The sequence below is a fragment of the Streptomyces sp. NPDC086023 genome (genome assembly GCF_044540325.1).
Taxonomy (GTDB): Bacteria; Actinomycetota; Actinomycetes; order Streptomycetales; family Streptomycetaceae; genus Streptomyces.
In genome coordinates, this window is sequence record NZ_JBITRX010000006.1 from 205,463 (window position 1) to 225,059 (window position 19,597).

20 protein-coding genes are annotated in these 19,597 nt (G+C 73.4%); 15 read left to right on the forward strand and 5 right to left on the reverse strand.

The annotated features are described in order from the left end of the window. The first annotated feature begins 12 nt into the window (after positions 1-12). On the forward strand, positions 13-1,371 hold the full coding sequence (gene glmM / locus ACIF6F_RS14695) for a phosphoglucosamine mutase (protein WP_399946074.1): 1,359 nt from the start codon (positions 13-15) through the stop codon (positions 1,369-1,371). Positions 1,372-1,408: 37 nt separating this feature from the next. Here the strand turns inward: glmM and ACIF6F_RS14700 are convergent, their stop codons facing one another. Continuing rightward, entirely contained in the window at positions 1,409-2,353 is a 945-nt protein-coding gene (locus ACIF6F_RS14700; protein ID WP_399946077.1) for a DUF389 domain-containing protein, read from the reverse strand. Between the two features lie 20 nt (positions 2,354-2,373). Further along, positions 2,374-3,363, reverse strand: a complete 990-nt coding sequence (gene coaA, locus ACIF6F_RS14705) for a type I pantothenate kinase (RefSeq protein WP_399946080.1) — start codon at positions 3,361-3,363, stop codon at positions 2,374-2,376. Positions 3,364-3,604: 241 nt separating this feature from the next. Between coaA and ACIF6F_RS14710 the strand changes: the two genes are divergently transcribed. From ACIF6F_RS14710 to tsaE, 7 genes are all read left to right on the forward strand, one after another. Next, entirely contained in the window at positions 3,605-4,375 is a 771-nt protein-coding gene (locus ACIF6F_RS14710) for a hypothetical protein (protein WP_399946082.1), read from the forward strand. Between the two features lie 117 nt (positions 4,376-4,492). After that, entirely contained in the window at positions 4,493-6,340 is a 1,848-nt protein-coding gene (glmS, locus tag ACIF6F_RS14715; RefSeq protein WP_399946085.1) for a glutamine--fructose-6-phosphate transaminase (isomerizing), read from the forward strand. A 156-nt stretch (positions 6,341-6,496) separates the two neighbouring features. After that, positions 6,497-6,865: a holo-ACP synthase gene (locus ACIF6F_RS14720; protein ID WP_399946087.1), complete on the forward strand. Its 369-nt coding sequence runs from the start codon at positions 6,497-6,499 to the stop codon at positions 6,863-6,865. A gap of 151 nt (positions 6,866-7,016) precedes the next feature. Beyond that, the gene (locus ACIF6F_RS14725; protein ID WP_399946090.1) at positions 7,017-8,447 is read left to right on the forward strand and encodes an NAD(P)H-hydrate dehydratase; all 1,431 of its coding nucleotides are present in this window, start codon (positions 7,017-7,019) and stop codon (positions 8,445-8,447) included. 709 nt (positions 8,448-9,156) lie between these two features. Beyond that, entirely contained in the window at positions 9,157-10,293 is a 1,137-nt protein-coding gene (gene alr / locus ACIF6F_RS14730) for an alanine racemase (protein WP_399946092.1), read from the forward strand. A 16-nt stretch (positions 10,294-10,309) separates the two neighbouring features. Next, entirely contained in the window at positions 10,310-11,458 is a 1,149-nt protein-coding gene (locus ACIF6F_RS14735; RefSeq protein WP_399946094.1) for an alpha/beta fold hydrolase, read from the forward strand. Next, positions 11,430-11,963 carry a tRNA (adenosine(37)-N6)-threonylcarbamoyltransferase complex ATPase subunit type 1 TsaE gene (tsaE, locus tag ACIF6F_RS14740; RefSeq protein ID WP_399946096.1) on the forward strand — a complete coding sequence of 178 codons (534 nt, stop codon included), beginning with the start codon at positions 11,430-11,432 and terminating at the stop codon, positions 11,961-11,963. Before ACIF6F_RS14735 ends, tsaE begins: the two co-directional genes overlap by 29 nt. Before the next feature lie 32 nt (positions 11,964-11,995). Here the strand turns inward: tsaE and ACIF6F_RS14745 are convergent, their stop codons facing one another. Then, a complete protein-coding gene (locus ACIF6F_RS14745) occupies positions 11,996-12,190 on the reverse strand; it encodes a hypothetical protein (RefSeq protein ID WP_399946098.1) in 195 nt (64 codons plus the stop codon). Between the two features lie 197 nt (positions 12,191-12,387). Next, a complete protein-coding gene (locus tag ACIF6F_RS14750; RefSeq protein ID WP_399946100.1) occupies positions 12,388-12,948 on the reverse strand; it encodes a hypothetical protein in 561 nt (186 codons plus the stop codon). Between the two features lie 111 nt (positions 12,949-13,059). On the opposite strand from ACIF6F_RS14750, the gene tsaB reads away from it, so the two are divergent. The 5 genes from tsaB (at position 13,060) to ACIF6F_RS14775 (ending at position 16,478) form a co-directional block, all read left to right on the forward strand. Further along, positions 13,060-13,722, forward strand: coding sequence for a tRNA (adenosine(37)-N6)-threonylcarbamoyltransferase complex dimerization subunit type 1 TsaB (tsaB, locus tag ACIF6F_RS14755; protein ID WP_399946103.1), 663 nt, complete (start codon positions 13,060-13,062; stop codon positions 13,720-13,722). Continuing rightward, complete coding sequence (gene rimI, locus ACIF6F_RS14760; protein ID WP_399946105.1) at positions 13,719-14,234, forward strand: ribosomal protein S18-alanine N-acetyltransferase; 516 nt, start codon at positions 13,719-13,721, stop codon at positions 14,232-14,234. Before tsaB ends, rimI begins: the two co-directional genes overlap by 4 nt. Beyond that, positions 14,218-15,342 (forward strand): tRNA (adenosine(37)-N6)-threonylcarbamoyltransferase complex transferase subunit TsaD, encoded by a 1,125-nt coding sequence (tsaD, locus tag ACIF6F_RS14765; RefSeq protein ID WP_399946108.1) that lies wholly within the window; start codon positions 14,218-14,220, stop codon positions 15,340-15,342. Before rimI ends, tsaD begins: the two co-directional genes overlap by 17 nt. Next, on the forward strand, positions 15,339-15,605 hold the full coding sequence (locus tag ACIF6F_RS14770) for a hypothetical protein (protein ID WP_399946111.1): 267 nt from the start codon (positions 15,339-15,341) through the stop codon (positions 15,603-15,605). The genes tsaD and ACIF6F_RS14770 overlap by 4 nt, the downstream gene beginning before the upstream one ends. A 123-nt stretch (positions 15,606-15,728) precedes the next feature. Then, positions 15,729-16,478: a hypothetical protein gene (locus ACIF6F_RS14775; protein WP_399946114.1), complete on the forward strand. Its 750-nt coding sequence runs from the start codon at positions 15,729-15,731 to the stop codon at positions 16,476-16,478. Here ACIF6F_RS14775 and ACIF6F_RS14780 read toward each other — a convergent pair. Beyond that, complete coding sequence (locus ACIF6F_RS14780; RefSeq protein WP_399946522.1) at positions 16,417-17,697, reverse strand: methyltransferase domain-containing protein; 1,281 nt, start codon at positions 17,695-17,697, stop codon at positions 16,417-16,419. The genes ACIF6F_RS14775 and ACIF6F_RS14780 overlap by 62 nt on opposite strands. Before the next feature lie 30 nt (positions 17,698-17,727). On the opposite strand from ACIF6F_RS14780, the gene ACIF6F_RS14785 reads away from it, so the two are divergent. Then, positions 17,728-18,666: a polysaccharide deacetylase family protein gene (locus ACIF6F_RS14785; protein WP_399946116.1), complete on the forward strand. Its 939-nt coding sequence runs from the start codon at positions 17,728-17,730 to the stop codon at positions 18,664-18,666. Beyond that, a complete protein-coding gene (locus ACIF6F_RS14790; RefSeq protein WP_399946118.1) occupies positions 18,663-19,562 on the forward strand; it encodes a polysaccharide deacetylase family protein in 900 nt (299 codons plus the stop codon). The genes ACIF6F_RS14785 and ACIF6F_RS14790 overlap by 4 nt, the downstream gene beginning before the upstream one ends. Positions 19,563-19,597: the final 35 nt, after the last annotated feature.

Here is a 19,597-nt window from a genome sequence, read left to right on the forward strand (position 1 = left end):
TCGGAGGACACAGTGGGACGACTCTTCGGTACGGACGGCGTACGCGGTGTCGCCAACGCGGATCTGACGGCTGAGCTCGCGCTCGGCCTCTCCGTGGCGGCCGCCCACGTGCTCGGCGAAGCGGGCACGTTCGAGGGCCACCGGCCGACGGCCGTGGTCGGCCGCGACCCGCGGGCGTCCGGAGAGTTCCTGGAGGCGGCCGTCGTGGCCGGCCTCGCGAGCGCGGGCGTGGACGTCCTGCGCGTCGGTGTGCTGCCCACCCCGGCCGTGGCGTATCTCACCGGTGCGCTGGGCGCCGACCTCGGCGTGATGCTCTCCGCCAGCCACAACGCCATGCCCGACAACGGGATCAAGTTCTTCGCCCGCGGCGGTCACAAGCTCGCCGACGAGCTGGAGGACCGGATCGAGTCCGTGTACGAGGAGCACCGCACCGGCGCCCCGTGGGAGCGCCCGACCGGTGCCGGCGTCGGCCGCGTCACCGACTACGACGAGGGCTTCGACAAGTACGTCGCCCACCTGATCGGCGTGCTCCCCAACCGCCTCGACGGCCTGAAGGTGGTCCTGGACGAGGCGCACGGCGCGGCCGCCCGCGTCTCGCCCGAGGCCTTCACCCGGGCCGGTGCCGAGATCGTCACCATCGGTGCGGAGCCGGACGGCCTGAACATCAACGACGGCTGCGGCTCCACCCACCTGGACCTGCTCAAGCGCGCCGTCGTCGAGCACGGCGCCGACCTCGGCATCGCCCACGACGGCGACGCCGACCGCTGCCTGGCCGTGGACGGCGAGGGCAACGAGGTCGACGGCGACCAGATCCTCGCCGTGCTGGCCCTCGCCATGCGCGAGGCGGGCGGGCTGCGCCAGAACACCGTGGTCGCCACCGTCATGTCCAACCTCGGCTTCAAGCTGGCGATGGAGCGCGAGGGCATCCAGTTCGTGGAGACCGGCGTCGGCGACCGCTACGTGCTGGAGTCGATGAAGGAGCACGGCTACGCGCTCGGCGGCGAGCAGTCCGGCCACGTGATCATCCTCGACCACGCCACCACCGGCGACGGCACCCTGACGGGCCTCATGCTGGCCGCCCGGGTCGCCGCGACCGGCAAGTCCCTCGCCGAGCTGGCCGGGGTCATGAACCGGCTGCCGCAGGTGCTGATCAACGTCAAGGACGTCGACAAGTCGAAGGTGTCGACCTCCGCCGAGCTGGCCACCGCCGTGGGCGAGGCCGAGCGCGAGCTGGGCTCCACCGGCCGGGTGCTGCTGCGCCCCTCCGGCACCGAGCCGCTCGTACGGGTGATGGTCGAGGCCGCCGACCTGGAGCAGGCACGCTCCGTGGCCGGCCGCCTCGCGGACGCCGTGAAGTCGGCGCTCGGCTAGGGGAGTCCGGCCGGACCGTACGGGCAATCCGCCCGGATCACCTGCCCTGGCGCACCCAGCGTCCCCGCTGGGTGCGCCAGAGCAGTTTCTGGGCGTACAGGGTCAGCAGGCCGGCGAGCACGATCCCGCCCAGGTTGAGTGCCAGCTGCGCGCCCGAACCCCACATCTGGCCGAAGTCGCCGTAGCTGAGCGCGACGGCCGCGTTGGCGGCCGCCGGGACGGTGGTCACCGAGATGGCCACGCCGACCAGTGCCCCGGACTTGGCGGAGGTCAGGGAGAGCACCCCGGCGGTGCCGGCGAGCAGGGCCACGACGAACGAGAACGGGTCCGGCTGCCAGATGAAGCTGGTGTTCGGCCGCGGGTTCTCCAGCATGTTCTCGTTGAACAAACCGAGCGCGTCCATGACCAGGCTGAAGACGGTGGTCGCGACCATCGCCGAGGTGAAGCCGACCACCAGGGCCAGCAGCGAGCGGCCGACCGCCTGGGGCACGCGCTGCACGATGCCGGTGCAGATGCCGGCCAGCGGCCCGAACTCCGGGCCCACCGCCATCGCGCCCACGATCAGCACGGCGTTGTCGAGCACCACACCGCAGGCCGCGATCATGGTCGCGAGGATCATGAAGGCCGCGTAGGTGATCGTGAGGGTGGACTCCTCGTGGGTGGCCTCGGTCAGCTCCTCCCACAGCACGGCGTCCGCGGCCTCGCCCGGCGCCTCCTCCTCCGCGGCCTCGGCGCGGGTCGACAGCGAGATGTCGATGTTCTCCACGGCGATCGAGCCGTCCTTGTGGATGCCGAGCTCGCGCAGTTCGTGCAGCAGCTCGTCACCCGCCTCGCGGGCCACGTCGCAGAGCACCAGGTCGCCCAGCGGGTCGCGGGCGGCTCCGGCCAGGACCACCAGGTGGGTGGTGCCGACCGTCCGCTCGACGACGGCGACCACGGCCTCGGTCCGGTCCGGCGGGGTGATCATCCTCAGGTGCAGCATGGCCGCACCCTATGGGGTGACTACAGCTTGCGCAGGCTCAGGCGCTGCACCTTGTGGTCCGGACCCTTGCGGATGATCAGGTTGGCGCGGCCGCGGGTGGGTGCCACGTTCTCCAGGAGGTTGGGCCGGTTGATGGTGCGCCACATCGTGCGCGCGTAGTCCATCGCCTCCTCCTCCGAGACCTGCGTGTACTTCCGGAAGTAGGAGAAGGGATTCTGGAAGGCGGTCTCGCGGAGCTTGCGGAAGCGGTTGAGGTACCAGCGCTCGATGTCCTCGGGGCGCGCGTCCACGTACACGCTGAAGTCGAAGAAGTCGGCGAGGCCCACCCGGGTCCGGCCGTCCTTGCCGGGCAGGGCCGGCTGGAGCACGTTGAGGCCCTCGACGATCAGGATGTCCGGGCGGCGGACCACCAGGCGCTCGCCCGGCACGATGTCGTAGATCAGGTGCGAGTAGACGGGCGCGGTGACCTCTTCCTTGCCCGCCTTGATGTCGGCGACGAAGCGCGTCAGGGCACGCCGGTCGTACGATTCCGGGAAGCCCTTGCGCGAGGTCAGGCCGCGCTCCTGGAGCTCCTTCATCGGGTAGAGGAAGCCGTCGGTGGTGACCAGTTCGACGCGCGGGTGCTCCGGCCAGCGGGCGAGCAGGGCCTGGAGCAGACGGGCCACGGTGGACTTGCCGACCGCGACGGAACCCGCCACGCCTATGACGAACGGGGTGCCCTGCTGGGCGCCGTGGCCGTTGCCCGCGTCGCCCAGGAAGGTGTTCAGCGCGCCGCGCAGGTTGCTGGTCGCGCCCACGTACAGGTTGAGCAGGCGGGAGAGCGGCAGGTAGACGTCCCGCACCTCGTCGAGGTCGATGACGTCCCCGAGGCCCCGGAGCCGCTCCACCTCGTCCGCGGTCAGGGGCAGGGGGGTGCGCTCGCGCAGGGCGCTCCACTCGTCGCGGGTGAGGTCGACGTAGGGCGAGCCCTCGGCCCGGCGGGGCGTGCTTCGTGGCGGCGAAGTGATCACACCCTCATTGTCTGCGCTGCGGGGCCCTCGTGGGTGGTGGGCTCGGTCACTGGGCCTGGAGGGTTGTACGACGGGATGTACCGATCCTGCGGACGTGCTGTGACGCGATGGTCACGATTGCGGGGAGTCGCCGTAATTCGGGAGCGGGGCGCGGGTGAATCGAAGATCATCGTTCGGTCCGCGTGGGACGCGATGAACGCCGCGCGGGGGGGATTTTCCAGACTTCGTGAGAGATGGGTTCATGCGCACCGTCATCCGCCGTACCGCCGTGGCCGCCACCGCCGCCTCCCTGGCCCTGCTCGTGACCGCCTGCGGTTCCGACAAGCCGGACGCCAAGAAGGAGGGGCCTGCCGGGGACAAGGGCGCCCAGAGCAGCGCCCCGGCCGCCAAGGCCCTGACCACCGCCGAGCTGGAGAAGCTGCTCGTCGAGCAGGCCGACGCGCCGGACTACACGCTGAAGGCGGACGCCAAGGCCGCCAAGCCGGTCGCCGCAGCCGGCTCGGCCAAGGCGGACAAGGCCGCCTGTCAGCCGCTCGCCGACGCGATCGGCGGCACCATCGGCACGCCCGCCGGACAGGCCGTCCGCACGGCCGTGCTCACCCCCAAGGACTCCGGCAAGAAGCAGACCCCGGAGGAGAAGGCGCTCGCCGGGCTGAACGCCCTCAAGTCGCCCGCCACCCGCGTACTGCTCGGCTCGTACGACGGTGACGGCGCGTCCGAGACCCTGAACACCGTCAAGAACTCGGGCGGCGAGTGCTCCGGCGGCTTCACCGTCACCCAGGACGGCGAGAGCAGCAAGTTCACCGCCGTCACCCCGCTCACCCTGGACGCCGCCGAGGGGGCCACCGCCTGGAAGCTGACGATGGACGTGGACGGCGACCCGGTCTCGTTCAACGTGGCCCTCATCCGCCAGGGCTCCACGGTCGCCAGCTTCTACACCTTCAGCCTGGGCGGCTCCGTCGAGGAGCTGCCCCTCAAGCTGATCGACGCCCAGGAGAAGAAGCTCGCCTGAGCCTGACTCCGCGCGGCTCCCTGAGCCGTCTCCGCGTCAACCCGCCCCGCCCGGGCCGTCGCCCGGGCGGGGTTTCGCTTCTTCGGCAGCCCGCCGCGAGCGCATAGGCTGCGGCGCATGTGCGGAATCGTCGGTTACGTAGGAGCGCAGTCCGCGCTCGAAGTCGTCATCGCAGGACTCAAGCGGCTCGAATACCGGGGTTACGACTCGGCCGGGGTCGCCGTGCTCGCCGACGGCGGCCTGGCCGCCGCCAAGAAGGCGGGCAAGCTCGTCAACCTGGAGAAGGAGCTGGTCAGCAGGCCGCTGCCGACCGGGGCCACTGGCATCGGACACACCCGCTGGGCCACCCACGGCGGGCCCACGGACACCAACGCCCATCCTCACCTCGACAATTCGGGGCGCGTGGCCGTCGTGCACAACGGCATCATCGAGAACTTCGCCGCACTGCGCGACGAACTGGCCGAGCGCGGCCACAAGCTCACCTCCGAGACCGACACCGAGGTGGTCTCGCACCTGCTCGCCGAGCAGTTCTCCTCCACCGGGGACCTCGCCGAGGCCATGCGGCACGTCTGCCGGCGCCTGGAGGGCGCCTTCACCCTCGTCGCCGTGCACGCCGACGAGCCGGACGTCGTGGTCGGCGCGCGGCGCAACTCCCCGCTGGTGGTGGGCATCGGCGAGGGCGAGTCCTTCCTCGCCTCGGACGTCGCCGCCTTCATCGCCCACACCCGGTCGGCCATCGAACTCGGCCAGGACCAGGTCGTCGAGCTGCGCCGCGAGGGCGTGACGGTCACCGGCTTCGACGGCGCGCCCGCCGAGGTCCGCGCGTACCACGTGGACTGGGACGCCTCGGCCGCCGAGAAGGGCGGCTACGACTACTTCATGCTCAAGGAGATCGCCGAGCAGCCCAAGGCCGTCGCCGACACCCTGCTCGGGCGGATCGACGCCAGCGGCACCCTCTCCCTCGACGAGGTGCGGATCCCCGACTCCGAGCTGCGCGAGGTCGACAAGGTCGTCATCGTCGCCTGCGGTACGGCCTACCACGCGGGCATGATCGCCAAGCTGGCCATCGAGCACTGGACCCGGATCCCCTGCGAGACGGAGCTGGCCAGTGAGTTCCGCTACCGCGACCCGATCCTCGACCAGCGCACGCTGGTCATCGCCATCTCGCAGTCCGGCGAGACCATGGACACGCTGATGGCCCTGCGCCACGCCCGCGAGCAGGGCGCCAAGGTGCTGGCCATCTGCAACACCAACGGCTCGACCATCCCGCGGGAGTCGGACGCCGTCCTCTACACCCATGCCGGACCCGAGGTGGCCGTCGCCTCGACCAAGGCGTTCCTGACCCAGGTGGTGGCCTGCTACCTGGTGGCCCTGTACCTGGGGCAGGTGCGCGGCACCAAGTGGGGCGACGAGATCCAGGCCGTGATCCGCGAACTGTCCGCCATCTCCGGGGCCGTGGAGCAGGTGCTGGAGACGATGGAGCCGGTACGGGAGCTCGCGCGCTCCCTCGCCGACAAGAACACCGTCCTCTTCCTGGGCCGGCACGTCGGCTACCCGGTGGCCCTGGAGGGCGCGCTCAAGCTCAAGGAACTCGCGTACATGCACGCCGAGGGCTTCGCCGCCGGCGAGCTCAAGCACGGGCCCATCGCGCTGATCGAGGAGGACCTGCCGGTCGTCGTGGTGGTGCCCTCGCCGCGCGGCCGCTCGGTGCTGCACGACAAGATCGTCTCCAACATCCAGGAGATCCGGGCCCGCGGGGCGCGCACCATCGTGATCGCCGAGGTGGGGGACGAGGCGGTGGTCCCGTACGCCGACCACCTCGTGCGCATCCCGGCCACGCCCACGCTGCTCCAGCCGCTGGTGGCGACGGTCCCGCTCCAGGTCTTCGCCTGCGAGCTGGCCACCGCCCGGGGCAACGAGGTGGACCAGCCGCGGAACCTGGCGAAGTCGGTGACGGTGGAGTGAGGCCGGGCTCGTGATCGGCCGGGAGAATGCGGGGTCGTGGTGGTGGGCGGCCGGGTGAGGGCGGGGTCTGGCTGTGAGCGGCCGGGTGAGGGCGGGGTCTGGCTGTGAGCGGCCGGGTGAAGGTGCGGTCGTGGGCGTGAGAGGACGAGTGGGTTCGTGATCATCGGGGTGGGCATCGACGTCGCCGAGATCGACCGGTTCGAGGAGGCGCTGGCGCGCACGCCGGCGATGGCCACGCGCCTCTTCATCGACCGGGAGCTGCTGCTGCCCAGCGGCGAGCGGCGCGGCATCGCCTCGCTCGCCGCCCGCTTCGCGGCGAAGGAGGCACTGGCCAAGGCCCTCGGCGCGCCGCCGGGACTGCTGTGGACCGATGCCGAGGTGTACGTCGAGGACAGCGGGCAGCCGAGGCTGCGGGTGTCCGGCACCGTCGCGGCCCGGGCGGCGGCGCTCGGGGTGAAGTCCTGGCACATCTCGCTCAGCCACGACGCGGGCGTGGCCTCCGCGGTGGTGATCGCGGAGGGGTAGGCGTGCGGGCGGCCGTGCGCGGTGGTCGTGGAGGGGGCGGTGCGGGCGGCCGTGCGCGGTGGTTGTGGAGGGGGCGGTGCGGGCGGCCGTGCGCGGTGGTGATCGCGTGAGGGAGGCCGCGCGGGCCGCCCGGCGTGCCAAGCTGGCGGTCATGCGTACCGCTTACAGCGTGGAGACCGTACGGGCCGCCGAGCGCGAGCTGATGGACCGGCTGCCGGAGGGCGCCCTGATGCAGCGCGCCGCGGCCGGGCTGGCCGCCGCGTGTGCCGGGCTGCTGGGACGGGTGTACGGGGCGCGGGTCGCCCTGCTGGTCGGGCCCGGCGACAACGGGGGCGACGCCCTCTACGCCGGTGCGCGGCTGGCCCGCCGGGGGGCCGGGGTCGTGGCCGTGCCGATGGATCCGGAGCGCGTGCACGAGGGCGGGCTGGCGGCGCTGCGGGCCGCGGGCGGCCGGGTTGCCGGGCGCCTTGAGGGACGGTTCGACCTGGTCGTCGACGGGCTGCTCGGGATCGGCGGCCGGGGCGGTCTGCGGCCCGCCGCCGCGGAACTGGCCCGGCAGGCGGCCGCGGCGCGGGACGCGGGGGCGCTGGTCGTCGCCGTGGACCTGCCGAGCGGCGTGGACGCGGACACCGGGGAGGTGGCCGGAGACGCGGTCACCGCGGATGCCACGGTCACCTTCGGGGCCTGGAAGCCCGGGCTGCTGGTGGACCCGGGGGCCGGCCGCGCGGGTGCGGTCCGGCTGGTCCCGATCGGGCTGGAGCTCGGGGAGCCGCCGGTGCTGGAGGCGCTGCAGTACGCGGACGTGGCCGGGCGGCTGCCCGAGCCGGGTGCCGCGAGCGACAAGTACCGGCGGGGCGTCGTGGGCGTCGTCGCCGGGTCCGCGCGCTACCCGGGGGCGGCTGTGCTGGCGGTCGCGGGGGCGCTGCGCGGAGGTGCGGGCGCGGTCCGGTACGTGGGTCCCGCGGGCGACGAGGTGCTGGCCCGGTATCCCGAGACGCTGGTCCACGACGGGGCTCCCGGGAAGGCCGGCCGGGTCCAGTCCTGGGTCGTGGGTCCCGGCCTCGGGGACGACCGTTCGGCCGTGGGCGAGGTGCTGGCCTCGGACGTGCCGGTGCTGGTGGACGCGGACGGGCTGCGGGGCCTCGATCCGGATGCGGTGCGCGCCCGGCCCGCGCCAACGCTGCTGACCCCGCACGCGGGGGAGGCCGCGGCGCTGCTGGGCGTCTCCCGGGACGAGGTCGAGTCCGGCCGGCTGGCCGCGGTGCGTGAGCTGGCGGGGCGGTACGGCGCGGTGGTGCTGCTGAAGGGTTCCACGACGCTGGTGGCGGGGCCGGCCGGGGGCCCGGTGCGGGTCAACCCGACGGGTACGCCGTGGCTGGCCACCGCGGGGAGTGGTGACGTGCTGTCCGGGCTGGCGGGCTCGCTGCTGGCCGCGGGGCTGACGGCACCGGACGCCGCATCCGTCGCCGCCCACCTCCACGGCCTGGCGGCCCGCCTCGCGTCCTCGGGCGGGCCGGTGCTGGCGCACGAGGTGGCGGAGGGGCTGCCGAGAGCCTGGCGGGAGGTCGGGCGGCGGGGGTAGGGGGTGGTTGGCCGGGGTGCTTGGGGCGGGTGGGGGCCGTGCGGGCTGTGTGGGCCGTATGGGCCGTTCCTGGCCTGGCGGCCAGGGGCGGTGGTCAACGGTGGGCCCGTGGACATGTCTTCTGGGGTGCGCCTCCCGGTATGCCCACTGCTTCAACCGGAATGGCGGCTACAGGCCTTCGTTCGCCTCCCGGCACCATCCCTCTTTAGCCGGCTCATGCGTTCAGAACAGCGTGGCTGAGCCGGGTGATGGGCTGATGGAGGCTCCCGTGCACCGGATACCGCCTGACCGTCTCGTTTGGGCGCACCTTCTGTGGCTGATGTTCACGACTACCGGATTCCGATGGTTGCTGCCGGCTCGGACCTCAGCCACCGAAGGTGCGCCCACGCGAAAGGCGCGGACGATATCCGGCGCACGGGAGCCTCCCTCAGCCACCCACCATCAGCAACCACGCTTCTCTGAACGCATGAGCCGGCTACGGAAGGTAGGACGGCGAGGCGCATCAAGGCCTGTAGCCGCATTGCCGGGCACGCCAATCGCGGTACGGGGAGGCGCACTCCAGAGGACATGTCCACGGGATCACCGTTGACCACCGACCCCGGCCGCCAGGCCGGGCACGGCCCGCACCACCCAGCAGCCACCCCCACCCCGTACGGGACACGTGGCGCCCGGGCGGAGGGCGGCGGGGGGTTCTGAGAGACTGGGCGGGATGAACGAGACACCGCCGCGCGTCCGCGCCGAGATCGACCTGGCTGCCGTACGGGGAAACGTGCGCGCGCTGCGCGACCGGGCGCCCCGGGCCGAGCTGATGGCCGTCGTGAAGGCGGACGCCTACGGGCACGGGGCCGTGCCCTGCGCCCGCGCGGCGCTCGATGCCGGGGCCGGGTGGCTCGGGACGGCGACCCCGCAGGAGGCGCTGGCCCTGCGTGAGGCCGGGATCACCGCACGGACGCTCTGCTGGCTGTGGACCCCCGGGGGGCCCTGGCGCGAGGCGATCGAGGCGGACGTCGACGTGGCCGTCAGCGGCATGTGGGCGCTGCGGGAGGCCGTGGCCGCCGCCCGCGCGGCCGGGCGTACCGCCCGCGTGCAGCTCAAGGCCGACACCGGGCTCGGGCGCAACGGCTGTCAGCCCGCCGACTGGGCCGAGCTGGTCGGCGAGGCGCTCGCCGCCCAGAGCGAGGGGACGATCCGGGTCACCGGTCTGTGGTCCCACTTCGCCTGTGCCGACGAGCCCGGCCACCCGTCCATCGCCGCTCAGCTAGCGCTCTTCCGTGACATGGTCGAGTACGCGGAGAAGGAGGGCCTGGAGCCGGAGGTGAGGCACATCGCCAATTCCCCCGCGACCCTGACCCTCCCCGAGACCCACTTCGACCTGGTGCGCACCGGCCTCGCCGTGTACGGCGTGTCGCCCGCTCCCGAGCTGGGCACCCCCCGTCAGCTGGGCCTGCGCCCGGCCATGTCGCTCAAGGCATCGGTCGCCCTGGTCAAGGCCGTTCCCGCGGGGCACGGCGTGAGCTACGGGCACCACTACGTCACCGGGCACGAGACCAACCTGGGGCTCATCCCCGCCGGGTACGCCGACGGCATCCCGCGGCACGCCTCGGGCCGGGGCCCGGTCCTCGTCGGAGGAAAGGTGCGGACGGCCGCCGGCCGGGTGGCCATGGACCAGTTCGTGGTCGACCTCGGCACCGACACGGTCGGCCCGGGCGACGAGGCGGTCCTCTTCGGCCCCGGCGACGGGGGCGAGCCCACCGCCGAGGACTGGGCGCAGGCCGCCGGCACCATCGCGTACGAGATCGTGACGAGGATCGGGGCGCGCGTCCCGAGGGTCTACCTGAACCCCTGAGCAGAGGTGAGGTGCCGTGAGCGAGAACTGGCGCAAGGCCGGCTTGGCCGGCGCCGCGATCGGCGTCATAGCCGCCGGGGCGGCAGCCGGGGTGGCCGTGGAGCGGCTCACCGTCGGGCGCGGCATGCGCAGGAAGGCCCGTCTCGCCCTGGACGCCTCGGGCCCGTACGGATCCCTGCGCGGCACCCCCGGCAAGGTGCGCGCCGATGACGGCACCGAGCTGTACTACGAGGTGGACGAGGCCCCGGAGGCCAAGCGCTCCCGCTTCCGCCGCAAGGCGGCCCCGACGGTGGTCTTCTGCCACGGCTACTGCCTGAACCAGGACTCCTGGCACTTCCAGCGCGCCGACCTGCGCGGGCTGGTGCGCACGGTCCACTGGGACCAGCGCAGCCACGGCCGCTCCGAGCGGGGGCTGGCGCAGGCCGACGGCAGCCCGCTGACCATCGAGCAGCTGGGCCGGGACCTGAAGACGGTGATCGACGCGGCCGCGCCCGAGGGCCCGCTGGTGCTGGTCGGCCACTCCATGGGCGGCATGACGATCATGGCGCTGGGCGAGCTGTTCCCCGAGCTGGTGCGGGACCGCGTGGTCGGCGTGGCCTTCATCGGCACGTCCAGCGGCCGGCTGTCCGAGGTGACGTACGGGCTTCCCGCGGCCGGCGTCGGCGTGGTGCGCCGCGTGCTGCCGGGGGTGCTGCGCGCCCTGGGCGCGGAGGTGGAGCTGGTCGAGCGTGGCCGCCGGGCGACGGCGGACCTCTTCGCCGGGATGATCAAGCGGTACTCGTTCGGCTCGAAGGACGTCGACCCCGCGGTGTCCCGCTTCGCGGAGCGGATGATCGAGAACACCCCGATCGACGTGGTCGCGGAGTTCTACCCGGCCTTCCAGGAGCACGACAAGACGGCCGCCCTGGCGAACCTCGACCACGTGCCGGTGCTGGTCCTGGCCGGTGACAAGGACCTGATCACCCCGTCCGGGCACAGCGAGATCATCGCCGAGCACCTGGCGGACCCGGAGCTGGTGGTCGTGCCGGACGCGGGGCACCTGGTGATGCTGGAGCACCCGGAGACCGTCACCGGGCGGCTCAGGGAACTGCTCGCCCGGGCCGGTGCCCTCCCGGCAGCGGCTAACGTGGGCGCTTATGGAAGCACCGCACATCCGGCCCGCTGAGGCCGAGCCCCGGCCGGTCACCCGGGTCACCGTCGACTCCCCCGAGCGGATGCAGGAACTGGGCCGGCGGATCGCCGGGCTGCTGCGCCCGGGCGACCTCGTGCTGCTCACCGGAGAGCTGGGCGCCGGCAAGACCACCCTGACGCGCGGCCTCGGCGAGGGCCTGGGCGTGCGCGGGGCGGTGACCTCGCCGACCTTCGTGATCGCGCGGGTGCACCCGTCGCTGGTCGACGGTCCGCCGCTGGTGCACGTGGACGCGTACCGGCTGGGCGGCGGTCTGGACGAGATGGAGGACCTGGACCTCGACGTCTCGCTGCCGGACTCCGTGGTGGTCGTGGAGTGGGGCGACGGCAAGGTCGAGGAGCTGTCCGACGACCGGCTGCACGTGGTGATCGCGCGGGCGGTCGGCCACGAAGAGGTGCTGGACGACGTGCGCGAGGTGTCGGTGACCGGCGTCGGCGCGCGCTGGGCCGACGGCCGGCTGGCCGAGCTGGCGAAGGTCTGAGCCCGCCCTGCGGTACGGGCTCCGGTACGGGGTCAGGCGGCTTCCGGCGGTGCCGGGGCGGCCTCCTCGGCGGGGTCCGGCGCGGGAGCCGGCCGGCGCGGCGGGGTGGAGACGGCGGTCGCCGCGGCGCAGGACGCCAGCAGGTCCCGTACCGACGGGCCGGCCAGGGGTGCGGCGCGGCGCGGAGTGCGGTCGCCGTGGGGTTCTTCGCGCTCTGCTGCGGGCATGGCTGCCTCCTGGCCGATGCCGAAGTTAGGGTGCCCTAACCAGGTCTCGTCACCATGTCACCACGCGCGCCTGTACCCGCGCAATATCTTGCCGACGACTTGTCGGAAACGATCCGGGTACGACGGACAGGCCCGGGCGCGAGCGCCCGGGCCTGTCGTCCGTTCGAGTGGAGTCGGCTGATCTTCGCCGGAGCCCCCTACGGGACCACGACCACCTTCGAGCCGATCGTCGCGAAGGTCCACATCGCGTCGCCGTCGGCCCGGGCCATCCGGATGCCGCCGGTCTTCCGGGAGGGGTCGGGCTCCGGCAGCCTGCCGTCCACGCGCGCGCTGAAGCCGATCGCGACGCCGGCGGAGTTGGCGAACCGTACGACGTGCTCGATCGGCACGTTGTCGGAGCCCGTCACCTGACCCGAGCGGGAGGTGACGGTGTACGAGCCCGGCGCCGGGTGGACCGTCGAGGGCACCACGGTGAACGTCTTCGGTTTGCGGCCGGCCTCGCCGACCAGCCAGACCCGCTTCGCGCCGACCGCGTACACGACCCGCACGCCCGTGCCCGAGTTCGCGGGCAGCGCGAACTCCTGCTGCTTGCCCTGGGAGTTGCCGGTGCCCTTCTCGGGCGCCACCGCGCCCGGCTGCCGGGGGGCCACGGCGCGCATGGCGGGGGCGCTCGCCGACGCCTGGTACGCGAGGAAACCGACGGCGGCCACCGCCGCGGCCGTGAGCCCGGCCACGATTCCCGAGCTGCTGCGTGCCACCCTGTCCCACCTTCGCGCCGCACACCGTCAATGCCTGTGGTGACGGTAGCAGCCGGGGTCCCCGGGAACGGGCCCGCCATCGCCCGGTCCCCGGAGTCGTAGGCTGTTCGCGTGCTCTTGCTCGCTGTGGATACCGCTACTCCCGCCGTCACCGTCGCCCTGCACGACGGCCGGTCCGTCGTCGCCGAGGCCCACCAGGTCGACGCCCGCCGTCACGGGGAGCTGCTGCTCCCCTCCGTCGACCGGGTGCTCGCCGAGGCCGGCCTGAAGCTCGACGCCGTCACCGGCGTCGTGGTCGGCGTCGGCCCCGGCCCGTACACCGGCCTGCGCGTCGGCCTGGTCACGGCCGCGACCTTCGCCTCCGTGCTCGACGTGCCGCTGCACGGCCTGTGCACGCTCGACGGTCTCGCGTACGCCGCGGGGCAGACGGGCGTCGAAGGCCCCTTCGTCGTCGCGACCGACGCGCGGCGCAAGGAGGTCTACTGGGCCCGCTACGAGGACCCGCGCACCCGGACCGGCGGCCCCGCCGTGGACCGCCCGGCCGAGATCGCCGAGCAGGTCGCCGGCCTGCCCGCGGTCGGCGCCGGCGCGCTGCTCTACCCCGAGGTCTTCCCGGACGTCCGCGGGCCCGAGCACCAGTCGGCCGCGGCCCTGGCCTCGCTCGCGGCGGAGAAGCTCGCCGCGGGGGAGGAGTTCCTGCCGGCGCAGCCGCTCTACCTGCGCCGTCCCGACGCCCAGGTCCCGAAGAACTACAAGGTGGTCACCCCCAAGTGACCGCGGGCACTGCCGTACTGCGTGAGATGCGCTGGTGGGACATCGAGCCGGTGCTGGAGCTGGAGCACGAGCTGTTCCCCGAGGACGCCTGGTCCGCCGGGATGTTCTGGTCCGAACTCGCCCATGCCCGCGGCCCGCAGGCCACCCGCCGCTACGTCGTGGCGGAGGAGCCCGCGCCGGACGGGGGCGGCCGGATCGTCGGGTACGCGGGCCTGGCCGCCGCCGGTGACCTGGCCGACGTACAGACCATCGCCGCCGCCCGCGACCAGTGGGGCACCGGGCTCGGCGCCCGGCTGCTGACCGACCTGCTGCGCGCCGCCACCGCCTTCGAGTGCGCCGAGGTGCTGCTGGAGGTGCGGGTGGACAACACCCGCGCCCAGCGGCTCTACGAGCGCTTCGGCTTCGAGCCCATCGGCTTCCGGCGCGGCTACTACCAGCCCGGCAACGTCGACGCGCTGGTGATGCGACTCTCCGACCCTGCTACTTCCGTACGAGATGAGAACCATGGCTGACGAACCGCTCGTCCTCGGCATCGAGACCTCCTGCGACGAGACCGGCGTCGGCATCGTCCGCGGCCACACCCTGCTCGCCGACGCCGTCGCCTCCAGCGTCGACGAGCACGCCCGTTTCGGCGGTGTCGTCCCCGAGGTCGCCTCCCGCGCGCACCTGGAGGCGATGGTCCCCACGATCGAGCGCGCGCTGAAGGAGGCCGGGGTCTCCGCCCGCGACCTCGACGGCATCGCGGTGACCGCGGGGCCCGGCCTCGCGGGCGCGCTGCTGGTCGGCGTGTCGGCGGCGAAGGCGTACGCCTACGCCCTCGGCAAGCCGCTGTACGGCGTGAACCACCTGGCCTCGCACATCTGCGTGGACCAGCTGGAGCACGGCGCGCTGCCCGAGCCGACGATGGCGCTGCTGGTCTCCGGCGGGCACTCCTCGCTGCTGCTGGCCCCCGACATCACCTCGGACGTCCGGCCGCTCGGCGCGACCATCGACGACGCGGCGGGCGAGGCCTTCGACAAGATCGCCCGCGTGCTGGACCTCGGCTTCCCGGGCGGCCCGGTGATCGACCGGCTCGCCAAGGAGGGCGACCCGAACGCGATCGCCTTCCCGCGGGGCCTGACCGGGCCGCGCGACGCGGCGTACGACTTCTCCTTCTCCGGCCTCAAGACCGCCGTGGCGCGCTGGATCGAGGCCAAGCGGAACGCCGGCGAGGAGGTGCCGGTGCGCGACGTGGCCGCGTCCTTCCAGGAGGCGGTGGTCGACGTGCTGACCCGCAAGGCGATCCGCGCGTGCAAGGACGAGGGCGTGGACCACCTGATGATCGGCGGCGGTGTGGCGGCCAACTCCCGGCTGCGCTCGCTGGCGCAGGAGCGGTGCGACGACGCGGGGATCATCCTGCGCGTGCCGCGCCCGAAGCTGTGCACGGACAACGGCGCGATGGTCGCGGCGCTGGGCGCCGAGATGGTCGCGCGCGGGAGGGCGGCCTCGGACTGGGACCTGTCGGCGGACTCCTCGCTGCCCGTGACGGACCCTCACGTGCCGGGAGTGTCACACGGTCACGCCCACGGACACGACCACGACCACGTGCACGAGCTCAGCAAGGACAACCTGTACTCATGAGCACGGTCGCGCTGATGTGGGAGGCCCGCGCCGTCGACGGGCGCGGTGCCGAACTCCTGGAGTGGGCCCGGGCGCAGGCACAGGTGCTGGCCGCGGAGCCGCTGCGGCGCGAGGTGTTCCGCGCGCCGCAGGACCGGGTGCTGGTGATCACCTGGTGGGCGGCGGAGTTCGGGGACGGACTGCCGGAACTGCCGGAGCCGGCGGCGGACCTGATCACGCGTCCGGTGCACCGCTGGCGGTTCGAGTCGGTCGACGGGGGCTGACGGCTCCGGGCGGGGCCCGCGGCTCGGGGCCGTCGCGGCTCCGAGCCGGTGGGGCGTCCGTGCCGCGGGCCGGCGGGGGCCGAGAGTCGACGGTGGGCGGCGGAGGGCCGTTAAGGTCGGCGCATGCGCCGTCGTGATCTTCCCCCGCCGCCGCCCGCGCACATATCGCCCTGGCCGGACGCGACCGCGGCCCGGGCCGAACGCGGCCGGATCCTCGGGGAACTCGTGCGGCACAGCCTGGGGATCTGGACGCTGCTGGCACTGTGGACGGTGGCCGGGGTCTGCGCCCTCGGCTGGTCGTTCGTCGGAATGGCGCTGATGTCCTTCGAGCGGGGCGGCGGGGAGAACCTGCTCGGGCTGCTGTTCCTGGTGGTCGGTACGGGCGTGCTCGTGCCGGGCGGCTTCCTGCTGGCCGCCGGGGCGCGCCGGGACCGCCGGGTGCGGCTGCTGCTGGGCGCGTGGGCGGCATCGGGGCACGATCCCGTGACCGACCCGGAGCACCGGGCGGCCGGCCGGAGCCTGGGCTGGCTGCTGGCCTCCTTCGGGGTGTGCGCGCTCGGGCTGTGGGTGACCTTCGGGGTGGCCGTGGGGGCGGGGCCGGGCGGTGCCGGCCCGGGGAGGGTCGCGTACTGCATGGGCCTGGGCCTGATCCTGTGGATCACCGGGCTGCTGGGCGTGGCCAAGGCGGCCGTGCACTACCGGTGGGCGGTACGTGCCTTCGCGCGGCCGGGGGGCCGGGCGGCGGGCTCGGCTGCCGGCCCCGGCACCGCGACGGCCGGGCCGGATCCGGTCACGGGCGGGCCGGATCCGGTCACGGGCGGGCCGGGGCGGGAGCGCCGATCAGCACCGACGGAGCCCCCGCCACGCGGGTGAGGAACACGGTGGCGGAGTTCGGGCCCTGCGGCTTGACCTTCTTGCGCAGCTCCTCGGGCTCGACCGCGGAGCCGCGCTTCTTGACGGTGAGGATGCCGACCTCGCGCTCGCGCAGCAGCGCCTTGAGCTTCTTCAGGTTGAAGGGCATCACGTCGGTGATCTCGTACGCGGTGGCGTAGGGCGTGGGCCGCAGCTCGTCGGCGGTGACGTAGGCGATGGTCGGGTCGATCAGCCGGCCGTCCAGCTCGGCGGCGACCTCCGCGACGAGGTGGGCGCGGATGACGGCGCCGTCCGGCTCGTACAGGTAGCGGCCCACGGGGCCGGGCTGCGGGTCCGGCAGCGGATCGGCGGTCCGCAGGGAGGTGCCGCCGGGGAGCAGGGTGGCGCGTACGGAGCCGGGCCCGGTGCCGAACCAGAGCACGGCCTCCTTCACGTCCCCGCCGTCCGAGATCCACTCGGCCTCCGCCTCGGCAGGCACGGCCTCGTGGGGGATGCCGGGGGCGATCTTGATGGCCGCGTGCCGGGCCGTACGGGCGGCGGTCACGGCCCAGGAGAGCGGCGGGGAGTAGGCCTCGGGGTCGAAGGTGCGGCCGCGGCCGCCGCGCCGCGCGGGGTCCAGGAAGACCGCGTCGTACCCGGTCGTGTCCACCTCGGTGACGTCCGCCTCGCGCACCTCGATCAGCTCCGACAGGTCCAGTGCCGCGGCGTTGGCCCGTGCGACCGCGCAGGTCAGCGGGTCCCGGTCGACGGCCAGTACCCGGATCCCGGCGCGGGCCAGGGCCAGGGCGTCGCCGCCGATCCCGCAGCACAGGTCGGCGAGGCTGCGTACGCCGAGGGCGGCGAAGCGCTCGGCGCGGTAGGCGGCGACGGTGGCGCGGGTGGCCATCTCGACGCCGCCGGGGGTGAAGTACATCCGGTACGCGTCCTCGGCGCCGAACTTGGCGACGGCGCGCTGGCGCAGCCGGGCCTGGCCGAGGGCGGCGGAGACCAGTTCGGCGGGGTGGTCCCGGCGCAGCCGGGTGGCGGTGGCCAGCTCCTTCGCGGGGTCGTAGTCCCGCAGCGAGTCGAGCAGGGCGCGGCCCTCGTCGGTGAGCAGGGCGGCGAAGGAGTCGAGGTCGTTCACCGGCCCATTGTCGGCCAGTCGGTGGAAGGTGCGCGCCCGCCCGAGGTGTCGTGGGGGTGCGGCGGCTTCCGGATGACAGGATCCGGCGCCATGCAGCTAGTAGGAAAAAAGGAACAAAAGCCCTGCGTGGGCGTGGGTGTGGCGACCGGTGGCTCGGCCCCGGGCCGGGTACGCGCGGGTGCGCGCGGACGGTACCGCGTCGCGCTGGTCGCCCTCCTGGTCGCGGCCCTCGGTACCGCCTGCAGCACGTCGTCCGGCACGGATGCCGCCCAGGAGGAGAAGGCGAAGGCCAAGTCCCTCGCCGGCCCCGCGGGCGCCGAGAACCGCGCCCGACAGCTCCGGGAGGCCGAACTGGCCCGGATCGCGGCGGCGAAGAGGTGGGGCCTGGACAGGACCCCGCTGCTGCCGCCCGCCCCGCCGACCGAGAAGCCGAAGATCACCACGCGGAAGGGCTTCGAGGTCGACGGCGGGGAGGACCTGCCGCCCGTCTTCACCACCGTCCCCACCGAGCAGAAGGTCGTCTTCCTGACCATCGACGACGGTGCCGAGAAGGACCCCGAGTTCCTCCGGATGATGGACGAGCTGAAGATCCCCTACACGGCCTTCCTCAGCGACTACCTCGTCCGCGACAACTACGGGTACTTCAGGAAGATGCAGGACCTCGGCGTCAGCCTGAACAACCACACCCTCAACCACCGCTACATGCCCGCCCTCTCGTACGAGAAGCAGCGGCAGGAGATCTGCGGCCAGCAGGACACCATCCAGAAGCAGTTCGGCAAGCGGCCCAGACTCTTCCGCCCGCCGTACGGCAACTACAACGAGGACACCCTGCGCGCCGCCAAGTCCTGCGGCGTCACCGCGGTCCCGCTGTGGAACGCCGAGGCCTTCACCGACCGGATGGACTGGCGCGAGTGGGACCGGGACCTGCACCCCGGCGACATCATCCTCACGCACTTCCGGGGGCGGGAGGACTGGAAGGGCACGATGCCTGACATGATCCGTCAGGTCATGAAGACCGTCACGGCCAAGGGGTACGCCGTGGCAAGACTGGAGGACTACCTGTGACCAAGGCGCGCCGGCTGCTGGCCGGGACGGTGGCTGCCGGTGCGCTGGCGCTCTCCCTCGCGGGGTGCGCGCAGAGTGTGGACCCGATCGAGAGGCTGGGGCGGAAGGCGACCGAGGGGGTGCAGGGCGGCCAGAGCTCGCGGCAGCCCGGGGCATCGGCCTCCGCCTCCGCCCCGCCCGCCGGGGGTACGGACCGCGTCGCCGCGGACGCCCACCGCAAGTGGGGCCTGGCGAAGCCGCTGGAGTTCGCCCCCCGGCCCGCCCGCCGGCCCGCGCTGCCGCGGGCCGGGGCCGGCCGGGTGCCGGTGGTGGACCGAATACCCGTACCGGCGGGGGAGAAGACCGTCTTCCTGACGTACGACGACGGGGCCGAGCGGGACCCCGAGTTCCTGCGCATGGTCGCCGACCTGAGGCTGCCGGTCAGCATGTTCCTGACGGACAGTGTGGCCTCCGCCGGCTACGGGCACTTCGAGCAGCTGCGGAAGGCCGGCCCGGGCAGCGCGATAAACAACCACACGCTCACCCACCCGAACCTGCGCACCCTCTCGTACGAGCGCCAGCGCGCCGAGATATGCGGCCAGCAGGAGCGCCTGCAGAAGCGCTTCGGCACCAAGCCCCGCCTCTTCAGGCCCCCGTTCGGCAACTACAACGACGACACGCTCCGCGCCGCGAAGGACTGCGGCGCCGAGGCGCTCGTGCTGTGGCGGGCCTCGATGCAGATACACGACATCCGGTACGCGGAGGGCAGCGGCCTGCGGCCCGGCGAGATCGTGCTCGCGCACTTCCGGGGCCCGGACGAGCTCAAGGGCACCACGCTCACGCAGATGACGACCCGGATGCTCCGGAAGATCCAGGAGCAGGGCTACCGCATCGGCCGCCTGGAGGACTACCTCTGACAGGGCCTCAGTGGTGCGCTTGCGCACCCGCGGTC

Bases quoted from the DNA above. Each gene is read 5' to 3' on its own strand.
- ACIF6F_RS14700 (WP_399946077.1), bottom strand. From the start codon at position 2,353: ATGCTGCACCTGAGGATGATCACCCCGCCGGACCGGACCGAGGCCGTG.
- ACIF6F_RS14710 (WP_399946082.1), top strand. From the start codon at position 3,605: ATGCGCACCGTCATCCGCCGTACCGCCGTGGCCGCCACCGCCGCCTCC.
- glmS (WP_399946085.1), top strand. From the start codon at position 4,493: ATGTGCGGAATCGTCGGTTACGTAGGAGCGCAGTCCGCGCTCGAAGTC.
- ACIF6F_RS14725 (WP_399946090.1), top strand. From the start codon at position 7,017: ATGCGTACCGCTTACAGCGTGGAGACCGTACGGGCCGCCGAGCGCGAG.
- alr (WP_399946092.1), top strand. From the start codon at position 9,157: ATGAACGAGACACCGCCGCGCGTCCGCGCCGAGATCGACCTGGCTGCC.
- tsaE (WP_399946096.1), top strand. From the start codon at position 11,430: ATGGAAGCACCGCACATCCGGCCCGCTGAGGCCGAGCCCCGGCCGGTC.
- ACIF6F_RS14745 (WP_399946098.1), bottom strand. From the start codon at position 12,190: ATGCCCGCAGCAGAGCGCGAAGAACCCCACGGCGACCGCACTCCGCGC.
- tsaD (WP_399946108.1), top strand. From the start codon at position 14,218: ATGAGAACCATGGCTGACGAACCGCTCGTCCTCGGCATCGAGACCTCC.
- ACIF6F_RS14770 (WP_399946111.1), top strand. From the start codon at position 15,339: ATGAGCACGGTCGCGCTGATGTGGGAGGCCCGCGCCGTCGACGGGCGC.
- ACIF6F_RS14775 (WP_399946114.1), top strand. From the start codon at position 15,729: ATGCGCCGTCGTGATCTTCCCCCGCCGCCGCCCGCGCACATATCGCCC.